Annotated in this window: 8 protein-coding genes; 1 reads left to right on the top strand and 7 read right to left on the bottom strand. The window is 69.5% G+C overall.

Translation table 11 applies throughout. The features are described from left to right. Window positions 1–9: 9 nt before the first annotated feature. Entirely contained in the window at window positions 10–993 is a 984-nt protein-coding gene (locus QTI24_RS02380; protein ID WP_286598073.1) for a Bug family tripartite tricarboxylate transporter substrate binding protein, read from the bottom strand. A gap of 91 nt (window positions 994–1,084) precedes the next feature. Between QTI24_RS02380 and QTI24_RS02375 the strand changes: the two genes are divergently transcribed. Further along, window positions 1,085–2,017 (top strand): LysR family transcriptional regulator, encoded by a 933-nt coding sequence (locus tag QTI24_RS02375; protein WP_286598072.1) that lies wholly within the window; start codon window positions 1,085–1,087, stop codon window positions 2,015–2,017. On the opposite strand, the gene ocd is transcribed toward QTI24_RS02375, so the two are convergent. From ocd to QTI24_RS02345, 6 genes are all read right to left on the bottom strand, one after another. Beyond that, on the bottom strand, window positions 1,983–3,077 hold the full coding sequence (gene ocd, locus QTI24_RS02370; protein WP_286598070.1) for an ornithine cyclodeaminase: 1,095 nt from the start codon (window positions 3,075–3,077) through the stop codon (window positions 1,983–1,985). The two genes, QTI24_RS02375 and ocd, sit on opposite strands and share 35 nt — an antisense overlap. 130 nt (window positions 3,078–3,207) lie before the next feature. Beyond that, window positions 3,208–5,193 (bottom strand): hypothetical protein, encoded by a 1,986-nt coding sequence (locus QTI24_RS02365; protein WP_286598069.1) that lies wholly within the window; start codon window positions 5,191–5,193, stop codon window positions 3,208–3,210. A gap of 26 nt (window positions 5,194–5,219) precedes the next feature. Further along, a complete protein-coding gene (locus QTI24_RS02360; RefSeq protein WP_286598068.1) occupies window positions 5,220–9,773 on the bottom strand; it encodes a hypothetical protein in 4,554 nt (1,517 codons plus the stop codon). A gap of 11 nt (window positions 9,774–9,784) precedes the next feature. Further along, window positions 9,785–12,586 carry a hypothetical protein gene (locus QTI24_RS02355; protein WP_286598067.1) on the bottom strand — a complete coding sequence of 934 codons (2,802 nt, stop codon included), beginning with the start codon at window positions 12,584–12,586 and terminating at the stop codon, window positions 9,785–9,787. A gap of 22 nt (window positions 12,587–12,608) precedes the next feature. Continuing rightward, window positions 12,609–16,061: a DUF6603 domain-containing protein gene (locus QTI24_RS02350; protein WP_286598066.1), complete on the bottom strand. Its 3,453-nt coding sequence runs from the start codon at window positions 16,059–16,061 to the stop codon at window positions 12,609–12,611. Then, a complete protein-coding gene (locus tag QTI24_RS02345; RefSeq protein WP_286598064.1) occupies window positions 16,058–18,544 on the bottom strand; it encodes a metallophosphoesterase family protein in 2,487 nt (828 codons plus the stop codon). The genes QTI24_RS02350 and QTI24_RS02345 overlap by 4 nt, the downstream gene beginning before the upstream one ends. Window positions 18,545–18,665: the final 121 nt, after the last annotated feature.

The following is an 18,665-nucleotide window of genomic DNA, read 5'->3' as shown; positions in this document are numbered from 1 at the left end:
TGTCGGAGCTCAGTCGAGCTTGATGTTGGCTTCGCGGATCAACGCACCCCATTTCTGGTGTTCGCTGCGGATGTAGTCGGCGAACTGCTTGGGCGTGCCCTCGGCGGCGGCGGTGCTGCCTTCGAGCGCCAGTTTCTCGATCACGTCCGGACGCTTGAGGATTTTCTGCACCTCGCTGTTGATGCGCTCGACCACCGCGGGCGGCGTGCCGGCGGGTGCGACCAGGCCGGTCCAGGTGATCGCATCGAAGCCGGGGTAGCCCTGCTCGGCGACGGTCGGCACCGCGGCGAGCTGCGGCACGCTCTTCAGGCGCTGCGGCGAGCTGATGGCCAGTGCACGCACCTTGCCGCCGGTCAGTTGCGGAATCGCGACCGGCGTGTTCGCGAAGTTGAGCTCCACCTGGTTGCCGAGCAGGTCGGTCATTGCCGGGCCTGCGCCCTTGTAGGGCACGTTCAGGACCTTGATGTCCGCGCGGCGCTCCAGCATCTCGCCGGCCAGGTGGCCCACGGTGCCGTTGCCGGCCAGGCCGATGCGCAGCGATTCGGGCTTGGCCTTGGATGCGGCGACCACGTCGGCCAGCGTCTTGTAGGGCGACGATGCGTTCACGATCAGCACCACTGGCTGCGATGCGACCGAGGCGATCGGCGCGAAATCCTTCAGCGGATCGAAGGGCATCTTTGCGTACAGCGCGGGATTGATCGCCAGATTGGCGGTCTGCCCGAGGCCGATGGTGTAGCCATCGGGCGCTGCCTTGGCGACGGCGTCGAGCCCGATGTTGCCGCCCGCGCCGGGCTTGTTGTCGATCACGATCACCCAGCCGGCCTGGGTCGTCAGCTTCTCGGCGACGAGGCGCGCCACGAAGTCGGTACCGCCGCCGGGCGGAAAAGGCACCACCAGCTTGATCGGCTTGGCGGGCCACGGGGTCTGGGCAAAGCTGCTGCAGGCGAGCAGTGCGAAAGCGGCGCCTGCCAGCAAACGGTATCGACGTGTCATGAATGTCTCCTGTTGGTAGAGCGAATTCTGAAAACTCCAACCCATTCCGTCCATTCGATAATGTTCATTCATTGATTCCTCGGAGCTATGAATGGACGTCCAACTTCGAGACCTGAAGTATTTCGAGACCGTGGCCGAACTGGGCCATGTCGGGCAGGCCGCCGACAAGCTGGGCCGCACCCAGCCCGCGCTGACCAAGGCGGTGCAGCGGCTGGAGGAAGCCTTCGGAGCCGTGCTGTTCGAACGCAAGGGCCGCGGCATCCGGCTCACGCCCGTGGGCGAAGTTCTGCTGGCGCGCGCCCGCGTGCTGCGCGGCGCGACCGAAGAAGCGCTGCGCGAGGTCGGCGATTTCGCCAAGGGCAACGCCGGCCACGTGCGCATCGGCAGCGGGCCGATCGCGGCCGACCACGTGCTGCCCGAGATCTGCAGCCTGCTGCTGGCCGAAGCCAGCGAGACCACCATCGACATCACCGTCGCGCCGAGCATCGCGCTGCGCGAGCGGCTGCGCGAAGGCGCGATCGACCTGCTCATCGGACTGATGCCGGAGCACGACGACGACTTCGTGACGCACTCGATCGTGGAGGACGTGGTGGTGGTCGCGACCAGTCCCGATCACCCGGTGTTCGCGCTGCCGCGGATCACGATGGAATCGCTGCTCGCCTGGCGCTGGGTGCTGCCGGTGAACACCATCGTGAGCCGGCAGTGGCTGGACGCCGCCTTCCGCTCGCGCGGCTTGCCGACCCCGACGGCGCAGATCGATGCCAACTCGATCCCGCTGCTGCCGCGACTCATCGCTCGCACGCACCTGCTGAGCTTCCTGTCGCGCCACACGCTCAACGCGAGCGGCGCCAAGAGCGTGCTGCGCGAGGTCCCGTTGAAGGAGACGACGCTGCGACGCCACCTGGGCGTCACCTATCGCAGGGAGGGCTACCTGTCGCCGGCTGCGCAGCGTCTGGTGACGCTGCTCCGGTCCCGGGGCAAGCGGCTCTTCACATCGGCACTGAGTGGAGCGCCGCCATCGTGACTTCGCGCGTGTCTTCGCTGCCACTCCTGACCCGCAAGACGCCGAACAGGTTCTTCGGGTCGGCCGTCTCGGGCATCAGGTCGAGGATCTCGCCCAGGCCCAGCGCCTCGGCCGTCTCGCGCATGAAGGCGAGCGCCGCGAAGTCCTCCAGCGCGAAGCCGACCGAGTCGAACACCGTGACCTCCGCGGCATCGACACGCCCCGGCCGATGGCCTGCGAGCACCTGCCAGAACTCGGTGACCGCGAAGTCCGAAGGCATCTGCTGGATCTCGCCTTCGATGCGCGATTGCGGCTCGAACTCGACGAACACCGACGCGCGCTCCAGCACGCCCCGATGCAGTTCGGTCTTGCCCGGGCAGTCGCCACCCACCGCGTTGATGTGCATGCCGGGCTCGATCATCTCGGGCGTGAGGATGGTCGCGTTGGTCTTGTCGGCCGTCGCGGTGGTCACGATGTCGGCGCCTCGCACCGCCTCGGCAGTGCTGCCGCACAAGCGGATCTGGAATCCCTGGCCGTCGAGGTTGGCGGCGAGCTTGGCGCTGGCGGCCGGATCCGTATCGAACAAGCGAAGTTCGCGAATGCCCACGAGATCGCGAAACGCGAGCGCCTGGAATTCGCCTTGCGCGCCGTTGCCGATCAGCGCCATGCTGCGGCTCCCCGGCCGCGCCAGCTTGCGGGCGGCGACCGCAGACATCGCGGCGGTGCGGATGGCCGTCGTCAGCGTCAGCTCCGACAGGAAGCGCGGCGCGCCGGTGCGCACGTCGGCGAGCACGCCGAAGGCCATCACCGTCGGCAGGCCATACCGGTGATTGCTCGGGTGGCCGTTGACGTACTTGAAAGCGAACAGTTCCGCGTCGGCGATGGGCATCAGTTCGATCACGCCGACGTCCGAATGGCTGGCCAGTCGCGCGCTCTTGTCGAACTCGTTCCATCGCAGGAACTCGCGCTCGATGCGATGGGCTACACCTGCAATGCAGTCGGACAGGCCCTTGCGCCGGACGAGGCGAATCATCTCGGGGGCGCTGAGGTAGACGGTGCTGGGGTAGTGACGGGCTTGCATCGGGAAATCCTCGGTTGATGCAAGCCAGTGTGCGCAGGGCGTGTGTCAGACGGTAGCCGCAAGGTTGCAGCGTTTTGCCCACTTGGCTGACGATTCGGCAGGGTTCGCTGGCACTGTGACGACACTGACGCTAGGCCTCGCCTTCTCCCTCCCCTTCCGCCTGATCGAAGCGCAAGCCGCTCGATCCCTCCCCGCGCCCGACCTGCCTTCGGAACGAGGTCCACATCCACGTGGACCCGTCGGTCCATCGCGCCATTCGCCGGCCGCGGATCACGTGCGCACCCTCGCGCGGCACCTCCTCGTCATAGAGCAGCAGTTGGGTGCCCGCATTGAGCACCGTGCCCTGCGCGGGATGGATCTTCATCGAGCCGTCCGGTTGCAGCACGGCGCCACGCCGCAGGCGCTGGACGATCTTGCCGCCCTCGCCGGCGAGTTGCACGGGCAACAGCGGGATCCAGTTGGCAGGCACCGTCGAAGACAGCACGTAGCGCAGCGATCCATCGGCACGGGCGGGTGGCGGTGCCGGCCCCGCGTCGTTCTCGATGCGCTGCACCGCCTGCTCCACAGGACTCTCCGTACTGCGCTCGATCGCCCATGCGAGATTCGCCATCTCGTCGCGCATCAGGAGCACGTCCTCGAGCACGCCGCCTTCGATCACGCGGCCGAGCGAGGGCGGCAGGAAGAAGAGATTCGTTTGGGGCGAGTCGATGGGCGCCTCGCCCGCCCGGCGCAGGCAGCCCAGTTGCCACATCGACCAGTAGGGCCGCGGCAAAGCCGGATCGCCGAGGGGCCGCAGCAGGCTGCGCACGCCGAAGGTGTCGGTCACGACCAGCGAGTCCACGCGCGTCAATGAGCCGACGGGCAGCGTCAGTGGCACGACGAACCAGTCATTGCCGTAGCTGCCGGCGTACTCGATCACCATCAGTTGCGCGAGGTCGGTCGGCCCCACCGGCAGCAGCCCGTAGGCGATGCGTGCGTCCTCCATTTCCCAGAAGCGCGCCGCCGGTGCGCCCCGGAAGCCGACGGGTGCGGGCACGGTGGTCTCGACGACGCTGCTCAGTTTGCGATCGCCGTCCGTGCCCATGCGGACTTCGAGGTTGCGATCGAAGCTGCTCCAGTCGAGCCGGCCATCGTCGAACTCGGCGGCGGTCAGCGCGATCTCGTCTTCGGGACGATCGGAAAGACGGGCAGCCACCGACACCGCGTATTCCAGGCGCGATGGCTGCCAGGCATCGCTGGTCGCATCGGCAGTCGGAGCCGGCTCGTTCACGAGTGCGTCGTACCAGGCCAGCCAGGCCAGCGCCGTCTGCTGCACTTCGGCGCGGTCGGCGACGGCGATCTTCAAGGCCGTTTCGAGCACCACCTGCGCCGCGCCGCCGCTGCGGAAGGCGTCAGCAAGCCGGCGTGCATCGGGCGCGCGCCCGGTCATGGTCTGCACGAAGCGCAACGTGGCCTCATCGAGCGGGTCGGCATCGGCCGGCGCCGCGGGCAAGGCTTGCAGGGCGAAGCGCGCGATCAAGGCTGCGCGATAGCTCTTCGACAAGGGCTGCAGCTCCAGCATGCGCAGGAACTGCAGGCCGGCCTCGACCGCCAGCGTCAGCATGCGGGGGTCGTTCGAATCGACCGGGCGCATGCGGCGGCGCTCGACGTGCACCTCCAGCGGCGTGCCCATCGGGTCATAGGGCGGCGCCTGCATCTGCGTGTCGTGCTTCAACTCGCCGAGGTGGCAGCGCGACAGCATGGCGCTGGTGGCGCGCACGCGTGCCTGCACGGGCGAGCCCGCGTCCTCGGCCTGGAATTCGCCGACCTGCCACTGCCGCGCCAGGAACCACAGCGGATCGAACACCCGTGCGTGGGTGCCGGTCGACATGGCCTCGTCGCGGCAATGCGGCTCAATCCGGGTCCAGCTCGTGATCGACGCCGTGGTGGGGCCGGTGGGCGACGGCGGGGGTGGGGGCTGCGGCGGCGGGGGCGGTGGCCTCGGAGGCGGAGGGGGGCGCGGCGGACGCGGCGGTGGTGGGTCTGGCGGCTCGCGTGGTTCGGGCGGCTGCCTGGGCAGGCGCGGCTTGGGCGGCGCAGCGACGGCGTCGGTGGGCGGCTTGGGCTTGGCAGGCATGGCGTGTCCGGGCGCTGGATGGAGAGCTATCGCGTCAGCGGCGCGGCGTCGGTGGACACCACGTCGTCCTTCGCGTTGAAGGCGAGGTAGAGCGCGGGCAGGTACTGGGCCGTGCCAGCCAGCGCCTCGGCGTCGATGGCACGCAGCTTGGCCAGGTCCAGCGTCTCGGCCAGCACGCGGTGCAGGCCGGCGATGGTCCACGCCTCTTCCGGCACCGGCGGCACGGCGAGCAGCACGCTCTGGGGCGCGCAGGCGTCCGGCGGGTTGTACTGGAAGGTGATCGCGGTGGTCTCGCGACGGCTGGGCACGACCTCGATCCATTCATCGACGGCCAGGCCGCACAACGGCAACGCAGTGTCGAGCGTGGCCGGCAGCTGCAGCACCAGCGATAGCTTGCTCGAGGGCGGCTCTGCGTTCGGCTCGCAGGGCAAGCCCACCCAGCGCTCGCCGCTGACGAAGGGCAATTGCGCCACCCGCAGGTTCAGGCGCTCGCCTGTGTTCAGTACCTCGGCGCCACGCAGGCAGGCGGCAAGGCGAGTCAACGGATCGCGCACGCGTGCGCTGCGCGTGAACCACGTGTGTGCGGCCAACGGGTCGCCGCCCTGCGTGAGAGCCGTCGCCGCGAGCGCGGATGCCAGCTCCGACGCGGCCGCGTTGTCGCACGTGAAGCGTGGGAGCACCACGAAGGCTGCGCCGAACACGGCCCGCATGCGCTCGATCAATCGGTCGCGCCGCGCGCGCGGCTCGGGCGATGCGGCTGCGGCTGCGGCTGCGGCTGCGGCTGCGGCACGCAGGCTCGCGCCCTGGTCGAGGCGCGGCCTGGCTTGCTTGAGCAGGGCTGCCGCCTGCTGCAGCAACGCCTCGCGCGACGGCGCATCGTCGCCCGCCGCGATGGCAGGCACGGCGGGCGACAGACCGAAGCTGCCGAGCTTCAGCATGGCGGTGCGCAGCGCGTCGGCCGTGCTCGCCACGCCCTTCTTCACCAGGGCGTCGAGTGCCTTGTGGGCAGCAGTGAGAGCGTTCTCGGCTTTCACTGCGCGGGATTCCAACTCGGCAAGGTCGAGCGTCCCCGCGGCGGCGCGTTCCGGCGGGTTCAGGTCCTCGGCATCGGCGCCGCGCGCGTTCGAGAACAGGCGCTGCGCGGCGCGGGCCTGCTCCAGCACGTCGAGCAGCGTCAGCTCCGCGCCCGCGAGATCGGCGGGCCGCGCATGCTGGATGCGCAGGTTCGCCTGCGGGCCGAAGCCGCCTTCCTGATGGCGAGCCAGGTACAGCAGGCGCTGCTCGACGTCGTCGGGCGAGGTGTCGGCGCGGCGCGGACCGGCCACGGTTTCCACGCCGTACACCACGTCGAGCGGCGCCAGTTGAAGATCGCCCAGGCGCAGGACGCGCGTCTCCGCTACGGCGCCGCTCGTGCCGTCGATGCGCTCGATCACGCATCGCACCCTGCGCGGGTCGCCCAGTAGCCTGGCGGCCCAGGCGTTGAGCATCGGTTCGGCGCTCGCGCGCGCCGAGGTCGATGCCGCAGCCCATCCGGTGGTCGCGGTGGGCTTGCCGCGCCACAGCATCAGCAGGCGGTGCGTGAGCGCAATGCCGCTGCGCGGAATGCGCGCCACCTCCAGCTCGGGTGCAGGCGCGTCGCCGTGCGCGATGGCGGCCAGCGTGCTGGCGATGCGCGAGGTGTTGCCGCGCGCCATCTGGTAGGCGGCTTCGGCGGTCAAGGCGTCGCCCAGTCCGTCGATGGCATCGCCGAGGGCATTGAGTTCGCGGACCATCTTGTCCAACTCGTCGGCGTTGGCGCCCGCCTGTTGCAGCAGCGCGTTCACCGGCCGGCCGTCGGTGCGCCAGCGGCTGTGCAGCACGAGGCCATCGACGACGTTGTTCGCCGCGATGGCTTCCACGGGCTGTGTCTTTGGCTCGAGCTTGCCCGCGACCAGCGGCGCGAAGTCGCGCAGCGGCGCGATGAAGCGGTCGAGGGACAGGTCATGAAGGCTGCGTTCGAAGCGGTAGCCGAGCAATGCGCCCAACGGCTGCCCCTGACGCACGCCTTCCAGCAGTTGGGTTGCTTCCCGCACGCGGCGCGATGTGAGATCGATCGCGAAGGCGCCCTCTTCCTTCGGGACGCCAGTCGCGCCCAGGTGCGCATTGCGCAACAGCGCCGCGGCGGCGGCATGCGTCATCGAGGGCGAATGGATGAAGCCGCTGTCGTTCGGCGACGCGAAGAGCGGCCCCGGCTCGCCGGCCGGCGGCGTGACGGGCGCGGCGGACGAGGCCTGCGTCGGCCGCAGGTTCTCGACCCAGCCGTAACCGCCCGCGTAAATGCCTTGCGGCGACTCTGCGCGCATCGCGACGAGCCGCTTGCTTGCGAAAGAGGTGATCCACGCATCGAGCCGGTGCGACGAAAGATCCAGCGTGCCCTGCATCAGCAATTGCAGCGACTCGCTGTCCAGCGTGCGCAGCCAGGCCAGGCTGTCGCGGAAGGCGCCCAGCGACGCGAGCGCGGGCTGATCGAAGCTGCCCGCGCTTTCGAGGAACTGCCGGATCGTGCGGTCGCCCGTCACGGCCGGCACCTGGAGGTCGAGCTGGCGCTTCCAAGTGAGCGTCGGCCCGGCACCGACCACGAGGTCGATCAGCTCCGGATCACGCAGCAAGGCAGCCAGGTCGTTGCCGGGCGAGCCGGCCGCGATCAGGGCGGTGGCCTCCGCCAGTTCACGCAGCAGTGCATGTCGCAGCAACGTCTGCAGCAGGGGCGACGTGCTATCGGGGTTGGCGGGGTCCGGCCGCATGGCGATCAACGCATCGATGCCGGACGCGGCCAGCAATGCGCCGATGTAGTCGGGCTCCAGCTTGCGCCAGGGCGAGACCTCGCCCGCCTGCACCAGCGGCGAAGTCACGTCGTAGCCCAGGTCTGCGTGGACGGCACGCGTGAGCCGGGGGCGCCACGGAAAGCCGAGGCGCTGCAGCAGCCCGGTCGCGATCGCTTCCTGCATCGGAATGAAGCCGTTGCCCTGCAGGTCTTCGAACAGGAAGGCGCGCAGGTGCTGCAGGTAGTGGCGGCCGAGCACGGCGCGGGTGCTGTAGCTGCACGAGACGGCATCGGTGCGCATCACGTCGGCCAGGTCGCCATCGGGATCGGCCGGCTGCCGGCGGCCGACGCGCGCAGCGTCGCCCAACTGCGGTCGCCAGGCGCCGTCACGCAGTTGCTGCAACACGTTTCGCAGCCAGAGGTCGCGCGCGAATGCGCCCTCCTCGCCGGTGCGCGGGTGCCACTGGTCGAGGGAGGTGACGGGCAGGATGCCATAGGGCTGGCGGCCGACGCGCAGGCTGGGGTAAGGCCCGGCGCTTCGCACATGGTCGAGGAAATGGGCACGGGCCCACGCGATGTGTTCGGGCGTGAGGCCGCTGCCGTCCGGCCCCGCCAGGTTGTTCAGGAAGTAGCCCCATCCGGCCGGCCAGAGCGCGTTGTTCATCGCGCGCATGTCGGTGTCCTGCTGTCCCGCCGCCAGCGGCAGACGGCCAAGCACCGGCGATACCTGTCCGGCGGGCAGGCCCAGCGCGGCGCCGAGCCGCACGGCATTCGATGCGGCAGCGAGCGTCGACGGTTCGAAGGCGACCTCGCTGGCAAAGCTCTGAATGCGGCCTGGGTCGGACGAGTCGTAGCCGGCCCGCCGGTCGGCCGAGTTGTTGGTCGGCGTGCCGGTACGCAGGAACTCGGCGCCATCGGTGTAGTGATGGGCGTCGAGCAACGAGGCCAGCTGCGCCGCGGTGTCCGTCGCGGTGGTCGATGCGGTGCCGAGCACGAACAGGCTGTCGAGTCCCGCGGCCAGCAGGGGCGCCGGGATCGCGATGCGCAACGCCATGCCGGCTCTCTCGGCTTCCTCGAAATCGACCATCCAGCGCATGCCGGCGTCGACGGCGAGCTGATCGTCCGGCACCTCCGTCACAGGCGCCTGCGGATCGGGGCCCGTCGCCAGCGGACGTCGAATGTCGCCGCCGCTCACCGCGATCACCGGCAGGCCGCCCGACTGCACGATGGCGATCCAGCGATCCGGCAGCAGCCGGGCGATCGGCGCGCGCCGCCATGCGGCGTCCTTGCCGTCCGAGACCACCGACACCTCCGGCCATTGCGGTGCGTCCGGCAAGGGATCGGCCGCGGGCACTGCCGCTTTCGGGCGCTGGGCGGCATTGCGAGGCTCCAGCACGCGCGCGATCCACGCCGCGCGCGCGGCGCCGAAGCGATCGGCCAATTGCCGCCACGCATCGGCGCGTGCGGCGGCGTCGGGGCCTGCACGCCAGTCCTGCTCCCAGTAGTGCCGTCCCCACTCCCGCTCGCCCGGCAGCAGTTCGGGCTCATGCGAGTCGAGGTGGATCTTGTCGGGATAGATGCGCACCCGGAGTTCGCTGCCGCCATCGGGCTGCGCGAAGAAGCGCGTCTCGAGCCGCACGGGCAGCAGCGCCAGCGGCCGGTCGCTCGGGCACAGCGTGTCGCCCATCAGCGCCGGCAACTGCGGGTGCGCCGCGGCGGCGAGCTTCAGGTTGCTCCTGAAGAAGGTTGCAGCGGAGAAGCCTGTGACAGTGGCCATGGTGCGATCGCTCAGTGCTTGACGAGCTGCGAGGCATGGATCGAGATGCGCACCGGAAGCTGACGCACGATGCCGGCCATGTGCGCGCCGTTGCGCCCCCATTGCAGGCCATCCAGCGGCAGTCCCGCGGGCGGCCCGCCCGCCACGCCCAGATGGCTGGCGCCGCCCGTCGGTGTGTCTTCGTCGAGGCCGAAGCGCGGCTCCGTCGGGTGCTCCTGGATCACGATGTAGTAGCCGGCGTTTCCGTCGGCACCGGTCGCCTGCGCGGCCGTGAAGTCGAAGCCGAAGAAGGACACGTCCGGCTGCATGCTGCCGCTGAAGGCCGGCTGCACTTCAACCGCCGCGTCCTCGCTCGGCGAGCGCACGCCGTTCGCATCCATCACGCCCGGCACGGCGAAGACGATGGCGTTGGGATAACGCCGGAGCAGCGCGCTGCGCATCAGCATCACGAACTGCTCCCGCACGGGCGCGGTGGCCAGGTCGGCCAGCGGGCGATCGGCCCATAGGTGCAAGGGCCCGATGTCCGCACGCGGCGTCGGTGCGCCTCGCACGTCCCAGAACTGGTTGAAGCAGGTGCCGCGCTGGTCGGTCGGGAAGCCGCGCCACAGCAGCTCGCGCGCCATCTCGACGTTGAGCCCGACCATGTAGGCCTCGACGAAGCGGCGGTTGGTCTTGAGGCCGATCACGCTGTCGGGCAGCACGGTCTGCAAACCCGGCAGCAGCAGTTCCTGCGACAGGTCGCGCAGCGGCTCGTACATCGGCTGGCGGAAGGTCGGCGCGGCCATGATGGTGTCGATGCCCACCGCGGCGCTCGCGGGCGTGTCCACCGGCGGCACCGCGCCGGCGCCGACCGAGACCATCGCGCGCGCCAGCGCCACCAGCGTCTGGCGCGGGCGGGTCTGCGCCAGCACTGTCTCCTTCAACTCATCCATCGCCATCCCGGGTGCCGGGGCGAAGATGGCCTTGAAGCGGCCGGGATCGATGCGGCCCAGGTGCTCGCTCGCGGCGAGCCGGAAGTTGTGTGCGGAGGGGCTGTCAGGCAGCACCATCATCACGGAGATGCTCGGCACGTTGACGGGCGCGCCCTCCGCCATGACCTGGAAATTGGGCCGCCCGACCAGGCCGTCGATCAGTGTCTTCGTCACGTCGCGGAAGGGGCGAATCGTCACGTTCGGCAGCCGGATGCGCACTGCATCCACCGTGGCCTGATCGGTCGCGTCCGGCGCGGAGAAGGTCATGCCGAGATTGAGCTTGGCGACCCACGTCATGGTGGTCGATCGCGTCAGGCCCTGCGCGGCGATGCGCCGTGTGAACGGGCCGCGCTCGCGGCCGATGCGGCGCATGGCCGGGCTGGTGGCCGCGAGCGGCAGCGCCTTGCCCTCCATACGCGCGACCAGCGTGCGCGGCGCCGTCTCGTCGGCCGCGATGGTGCGAATGCGCGCAAAGGCCGGCGAGCCGATGCGCAGCAGCGTCTCCGCGCCGAGGTTGGCGAAGTGCCGGGCGTGCAGGCTGGTGCCGACGGCCAGGCTCAGCTGCAACTGCCGCATCCGCTGGTTGGCGCGCTGCAGATCGGCCGCCTGCTCCCAGGCCGCGGCCATCAGCGGTTCCTGATGTGTCTGGATCACTCGCGTGCCGAACGCCACCACGGTGCGCGAGCGCGGGTCGAGGTTGAGCTGGTCCAGCCACTGCGGAACGCCTCGCGCCACCGTCGCGCGCGCGGCATGCCAGCGGCCATAGACGGGCGGCGCGAGCAGCGGATCGGCGTCCGGATCGGCCACTTCGCTCAGCCCCGGCGCGTTGATGATGCCGGCCAGCGTGGTCTGGAACGGCATGGCCGTTTCCTCTGACCACGGCGCCGGGGTGTCGGGCGTCTCCATCGGAAGCAGCGCACCTTCGAGTCCCAGCTCGGCATGCGGCGGAAACTCCGCCGGCAGGCCGAAGCCCGGCTGGCTGATGTCGATGGGCCTGCGCCCCAAGCCCTCGGGCACCGGCTGCGGCTTGAGCCGGCGCACCAGCGATTCGAAATCGCCGCCCGGACCGGTGCGGAATTCCCAGTGGTGGTAGACCGGCAGCAGGAATGGCAGTTTCTGCGTTGGCGTCCATGCCGGCGCGAGCGCGTTGGCCGCGACGAGGTCGGTGTCCGCAATGGGCAAGCCCAGCCCCGCCTTGCGCCCGAGTTCGAAGGTGGGCACCACGCAGGCGATGTAGTCGGTGTCTGCGCGGAGGATGCGCGGGCACAGCAGGCGCGACAGCGACAAGGCCGGCGAACCGGCGAGCGCCCCACCGACCTGCGCCGCGTCACGCGCTGCGGCCTGCGCATGCGCCCACGCCCAGCTGTCGACGAGGTCCGGCAGCTCCGCGGCAAGGCTCGCGGGTGCGGCGATCTGCAGCGCGGTGCATGGCGCATCGACGGTGGACCCCAGCGACACACCGTCCTGCTTGCGCACCACCACCAGGCAGAGCCAGGGCCGCAGCTTGCCTGTCGCATCGGCGCGGGCCGGTGTGAAGAGCCATGGAAAGTCGGGCCGGTCGAACTCGATCGCCGCGAAGTAGTTGGGCTCGAAGTCGATGCTGCCCGGACGTGGATCGCGCCGCACGATCTGGTTGGCGTCGATGCCCACCACGTCGGCCGGACCGCGCAGCCGCACCGTCACCGGCGGCGCGGCGCTGCCGTTGACCGACAGCACGGCGGACAGATCGGCCACCGCGTGCTGGCCCGCGCCGAGCGAATCGGGCGTGGTGATGCTCGCGGCGGCGCCCTGGCGCACCCATGGCAGGAGGCTCAGGTTGGCTGCGGGATCGGAACTTGGCATCGATCGTCTCCTGCTGCGTTCGCTAGACCTGCAACTCGTGCAGCGGCACCACCTGCCACCGGGCGCCGCCGCGGTTGAGCGTGTCCAGCGCGGCGCGGTATTCGCTCCAGGTCCGCAGCGTTGCATCGACCGGTGGCGGCGCGCCGTCGGCCAATGGAACGATGGCCCACCGGGGCGCTTCCACCTCCACGGCCTGTGAGGGTTCGGCTTCGATTTCTTCGCCCCGGCGGAAGCGAGCCAAGCCGATGGCCCGCACTGGTGCCCGCGCGGCCGCGCCGGTGCGGCTGTGAAAGCGCAGCTGCGCAAAAGTCATGACGAACGGTGGCGCGGGCGGCTTCGGCGGCGCGCTCATGTCGTCGATCACGATCGGCTCGTACTTCAGGGGCGCCGCGACGACTTCCGCCGCATCGAAGCTGACCGCTTCACTGCCGAAGACCAGCCCCGCATCCATCTCCTCGAAAGACGGGCCCGCGAGCTTCTCGTCGTCGCTCATGGCGAAGAACTGCGCGGGCGCAAACTGGTCGCGCACCGGGCCGCCGCCTTGCGGCTGCGTGTTCAGCGTTGCCGTGACCGTGAAGCGCCGGGCACCCGCCACGGGCGCGCCGCCGAACGAATCGACGTCGCGCGAGGTGTTCAGCGGCACGACCTGCTGCCTGACGACCAGGCGCCCGAGCGGATCGAGCACGATCGCACCGCCGCCCCCGCCCGTGGCGGCGAGCTTGCGCAGCGCCACGCCATGGCTGGCATGGGCTGGCCCCAGCGTGGTCCAGCTTTGCGGCGTGGTCAGCGCCTTCTTCAGTTCCGCGAGCACATCCACGGCCGGCGGCAGCGGCGGCTTCTCGCCGTCGATCAGGGTCTTGTCGAAGCGCACCGTGAAGTCGCACCAGAGGATCTCGAACGAAGCCTTGCCACTGACGCGCAGCGGACGCGGCCCTTCGAGTTCGCCTTGGAGCGAGACCTTGAAGAGATTGCTGGAGCCGCGCTTGAGTTGCACCGACGCATGAAAGTCGGCGAGGAAATGCAGCGGCACGAGCTGGATCAGCACGTCGTAGCCGATGTCGCCATCGACGCTGAAGCCGTAGGCGGCCGCATGCAGTTGCGCCCGCGCGCCGAACTGCAAGGTGTTCGAGGTGATCGCGAAGTAGGCCTCGCAGGTAATGCGCGGGTTGTTGCCCGAGCTCAGCGCGATGGCGATGCGGTCGAGCTTCGGCAGGTTGGCCGGCGGCGCGAAGCGAGGGTTCAAGCCCCCCACCGCGAGCACGAAGCCCGCGCCCGGCCCGGAGGTCCAGCGCGCGCGCAAGGCCATGGCGCCGGTCAGCGCGAACTTGTGCACCAGCCGCGAATCGACGAGCACTGCGTCGACGGAGGCGGTGCCCTCGTCGAAGTCGAGCACGCCCATCGCATCGAGGTTCAGCCGCAGAAGGTCGTTGTCACGCGAGGGAAGCATCGAGCTGATGCGGCCCAGTACCAGCAGGCGCGAGCGAGCGCCGAACTGCAGGATCAGCGCCAGGTCCAGCAGCACCAGCGTGGGCGTGGCCCAGCCGATGCGCGCCAGGATCCCGAGCAGGTAGCTGCCGCGCAGCGCCGGGAACGCACTGGCCAGCGAGCGGATGATGGCCGGCGCATTGGCGACCGGATTGCGCGGGAACAGCAGTGTGCCGAGCGTGTCGTTCTTCAATCCTGCGCGCAGCACGTCCTGATCGAAGGTGCGGTTGACCGCCACCATGCCGCCGATGCCTTGCAGCGTGAACCCCATGCCGAGCGGGATCGGCCGGAAGTCCTCGGCAGTGATGAAGATGATCATCGAGAAGCCCGGCTTGCCGTCGGGCATCTGCGTCGCGATCAATCCGAAGGCCTTGAGCGTGATGGTCTCGTGCAACGACAGCTGCATGACGCCCGCATAGAGCTTCTGCGTTTCGTCATGGAACAGGAAGCCACCGCCCGTGAGCACGCCACTCGCTTCCACCGACAGGCCGACGCCGCTGGGCGGCTTGAAGCCGAGAGCGAGATTCGCGACGCCGAGGTTGCCACCCGTGGACGGGAAGCTCAGCAGGCCGGCGATGCCGATGCGATCGAGCACCGCCGTCAACGGACCGATGGAGGCCGACACGCTGGCCGACACCTCGGCGGCGACGTCGGCATCCTGCGGCCGCAAGGCCAACGTCAGTGCGGAGAGCGTCACGCCGCCGAAGGACAAGCCGACCGGCACGGAGGCTTCGAGCGCCGCACTGCCGCGCAGGGTCAGGCCTTTGTCGCTCGACCACGCAATGCCGAGATCGCCCTGGGCCTGCAGGCCATCGGCGGGAAGGATCGCGCTGAGGAAGCCATCGCCATCCCCCGCCGCGATCACCACCATCGCCTTCGTCACGTCCGCCGACACGGCCAGCGATGCGTGCGACTCCGACAGAGCGACTTCGAGTCCGATCCGCGCACCGCCGACTTCGATGCGCGCGCCGTCGGGCTGCCCGATCACGTAGGCCGGCCCCGCGTCAATCGTCTCGAGCGTCGCCGATGCGCTGCCCTTCGCCTCGACGGTGCCCGGGCTCGCAAGCAGCGTCACACCGTGCCGGCCCCACGCGACGACGTCGATGCCCGCGGTGAGAGCGGCCGCGATCTTCCAGGGCCCGGCGCTCGCTTGCACTGCGATCGCGCCGAAGGGGCTGATAACCAGGCCCAGATCACCCTGCTCCGCCGGCGACAGCGAGAGGACGACGCCCGACTCGGACGCCGCGCCGTAGAGCGGATCGTCGACGTACACGATCAGCGCATGCGCCATCAGCGGGCCGGCATCGCCGAGCGCGACGGCATCGTCGGGATCGAAACCGTAGCGGCAAGTGACGCCAAGCGCACGCAGCAGACGCACAAGCCGCGGGAACAGCTTGTCGGCCATGGCGCGCGCATCGGCCGCGGTCTGCATCGCATTGCCGTACTCGGCGCGCAACACGGCCATCGGATCCTTCAGCAGCGACGGCAAGCGGTCGAGGTGCCAGCGGTCGAGCCGGTAGCTGTCGCGCACCAGGCGACCGCCCTGCACGAGCGGCGGGTTGCCCTGGCGCTCGTCGGCCGGTTCGAGCAGCGTCAGCAGCGCCGCCGTCGGCCGTGCGGCTGGAACGCGGCTTTCGAGAAAGGCCATCACCAGCAGGTCGACCAGTTCGCGACCCAGGCCCTCGAGCGAGGCCAGCGGCCCCTGCTGTTCGAGACGCCGCAAGGCTTCGAAGGCCTCGGCGGCCGCGTCCAGAACGGCGGCGATGGCATCGAAGGACGGCGCCTCCTGCGCTGCGAGCGCATCGATGCAATGCCTCAACTCCGCGACGGCCGCGAGCGCCTCCAGCAGCGTGTTGCTGTCCGAGTCGGGCGGCACGCCCAGCTCGGACAGCAGGCGCTGGAGGAAGGCCGGCTCCTCGACGACCTGGATCACCGGGTCGAGCAGGCTCGCGAGTCCGCTCGATAGTGATTCGAAGAAATTGGCGCTCATGCCATGGCGCGCGGCACGAATTCCGCGAATGCAGGGTCGTCGGGATCGAGGCTGACCACATAGTCGCTGAGCTGGAGCTCGCTGTCCTTGTCCTTGCGCCAGCGCACGGTGTGGTGCAGGCGGCGCAGGCTGACGTTGGTCGGATGCCAGTCGAAGGTGATCTCGCAGAAATTGTTGGTGCCGATGACCTTGTTCACCGCGCCGCCGGCGTTGTACATGCGGTACTTCGTGGCCGCGAGCCGCAGCGCCTCGGCGGCCATCTTGCGCTGGTCGGGCGTGCTGCCCGCGGTCGGCGTCGGAATCGGCGTCGTGTCCACGGGCACGCTGACCTCGGGCGGTGTCAGGTAGTCGAGTCGGTAGCTGTAGTCGGGCGGCGTCTGGGGGTCGATTGCATTTCCCAGGAAGAAGCCATCCGGTTCGGTGGGCAGGGTCGGCTGGTCGAGCTTGATGGTGAACAGCGGCACGAAGGTGCCTGCGGGGTGAAGGCCACGCTGGCCCACCACCTTCTCCGAACCCTGCGCCACGTTCCATCCCACGTAGCCCTGCGGCGTGGTCTTGGGGATCATGAGCCACGCGACGGGGTTGGGCGTGTAGGCGTAGCCGTCGCGATGAAAGCCGAGCGTGCTGTCGGTCTCCTTGCGGAACGAGCTTGCCACCAGTTGCGCGATCACCGCCTTCGCCGGTTGGGGCTGCACGTCCCCCAGGCGCGTGGCGGCCCTGTAGAGCAGCCGGGTCGCGAAGCTGAAATGCACGTCGCCGGAGATCATGGCCAGCGCGCCGGTCCGCGCGCCGTCGACCTTCGGCAGCTTCTCGGTCAGGCTCGCCATCAGCCGGTCGAAGTGGATGGACGGCAACTCCCACGCCTCGTAGACATCGGGGAAATGCTCGAAGAAATTGGCGACGCCATCGTGGCGCGCCGCGGAGCGGATCGGCTCCACGGCCGGCGCGTTGGTGGTCATCACGACGATCACGATGCGCTCGCCCGCCGGCGGCGTGTTCACGATCTGCTGCACCAGCTGATCCGCCGGCATCAGCACGCCGCCGCCGACCCGGCCCGTTGGAAAGGAGCGCCACGAGCGCGAGTCGGTGAAGATGATCTGGTGGCCTGGCCCTTCGACCGTGTAGTTGTAGACCAGCTCGTCCGCCTCATGGAACGTGGCATTCGCGGGCCGAGTCGCCAGCAAAGTCTCGTCGTGCACCGCCACCAGCTTGCGCAGCGCAGGCGATTTCGCCTCGTAGTCGCCGGCATCGGTGGTGCCGTCCAGCAGGTCGAGCAAGGCCTTGCCCGGTGGCTTGGCGCCGCCCGCGGCCGGGTCCTCGAACACCTCCGGCACGTTGCCCCAGTGCTGGCACAGCGAATAGGCCACCAGCGCGTTCTGCGCCACACGCAGGCCGAGCGGATGGCCGTAGAGCGACTTGCAGGTGTCGCGCGTCATGTTCCAGTCGTCGGTGACCTCGTGGTCATCGAAGATCATGTAGCACGGGATGTTGGCCAGCATCCGGCGCACGTCGGTGAGGTCCTGGCGGAACAACGCGAGCTTCTTCGCTTCGCGGTCCATGCCGAAATGGTGGCCCTTTTTCACGCGCTTGCCGAACCAGTGGCTGAATGCGATCGCATCGCCGCCGAGCACCACGCGCGTGGCATCGGCAACATCGCTGAAGATCGGCATGTCGGCGGGCCACAGCACATCGGACCACACCATGATGTACATGCACAGGTACTCGCCGAGCGACAGCAATTGCCCGTCGAGGTCCTCCGAAGTGAAACCTGCGGCCTCCAGCGGATCGCGGCGCAGGAAGGGCAAGAGCTTGTCCACGTCCGCCTTGCTGCCCGCGACGTCGTAGGGAATCTGTTCCTTCCAGCCGAGCAGCACATGGGCGGCATCGGAGAGCACCATCAGCTGCGAGGCCGAGACATCGTCCGCGTAGATCTGGTCGCCTGTCAGCAACAACTGGTGCGGCCGCGCGATCGGGTTGGACGCGGCTTGCGCCAACAGCTTGTCGCCCACCGAAAAGGCATCCCTGCCGTTGCCATGCGGAATGCGGCACGAGCCGCAAAGCAGGCGCAGGTCGTCGAGCGACGCGGGCGGCAGGCAGAAGCTCGGCAGGCCGAAGGGCACGTAAGCGAAAGCGGCGGGCAGCGTGGTCGTGCCCGTGGCTGTGGGCAGGTCCATGGCCTGCTGGTCATCGAAGGCGAACGCGAGCTTGTAGCGGTAGATCACGCCTTCCACGAGGTCGGGCGCGCCGGCATCCGGAACCGCCGTGACGCACACGATGTGCAATTGCGTGCCGACGGCAACGGTGTGGCGATGGCCCGAAGCCACGGTCGCGTCGAGCGCATCGAACACCGTGAGCGTGACGTCGCCGCCCGCGCGCATCGCCAGCCACACGCTGACGCTGCGCGGCGCGACCCTTCGCAGCACCGGCCCGGCCAGCACGCGCGGCAGCGTCGAAAGGCGATTGGCGAGCGACTGCCAGGCCATGGCGGCATTCCTCCTAGGCGGTGCGCCTTGCACGGCGCTGCCGAACGAAGGGCGCCATCGTGGGCTACCCCAGGCGGAAACTCAATGCAGCCGACGGCCTATATGCCGAAGGAAGTAAGCG

Source organism: Variovorax sp. J22P240 (genome assembly GCF_030316855.1).
In the GTDB taxonomy this organism is placed as follows: Bacteria; Pseudomonadota; Gammaproteobacteria; order Burkholderiales; family Burkholderiaceae_C; genus Variovorax.
The sequence above is the reverse complement of the archived record's forward strand: the minus strand, read 5'-3'. Positions and strand labels throughout refer to the sequence as shown.

Coding starts and splice junctions, on each gene's coding strand:
- QTI24_RS02355 (WP_286598067.1), bottom strand. CDS start 12,586: ATGCCAAGTTCCGATCCCGCAGCCAACCTGAGCCTCCTGCCATGGGTG.
- QTI24_RS02365 (WP_286598069.1), bottom strand. CDS start 5,193: ATGCCTGCCAAGCCCAAGCCGCCCACCGACGCCGTCGCTGCGCCGCCC.
- QTI24_RS02380 (WP_286598073.1), bottom strand. CDS start 993: ATGACACGTCGATACCGTTTGCTGGCAGGCGCCGCTTTCGCACTGCTC.
- QTI24_RS02375 (WP_286598072.1), top strand. CDS start 1,085: ATGGACGTCCAACTTCGAGACCTGAAGTATTTCGAGACCGTGGCCGAA.
- QTI24_RS02360 (WP_286598068.1), bottom strand. CDS start 9,773: ATGGCCACTGTCACAGGCTTCTCCGCTGCAACCTTCTTCAGGAGCAAC.
- ocd (WP_286598070.1), bottom strand. CDS start 3,077: ATGCAAGCCCGTCACTACCCCAGCACCGTCTACCTCAGCGCCCCCGAG.
- QTI24_RS02345 (WP_286598064.1), bottom strand. CDS start 18,544: ATGGCCTGGCAGTCGCTCGCCAATCGCCTTTCGACGCTGCCGCGCGTG.
- QTI24_RS02350 (WP_286598066.1), bottom strand. CDS start 16,061: ATGAGCGCCAATTTCTTCGAATCACTATCGAGCGGACTCGCGAGCCTG.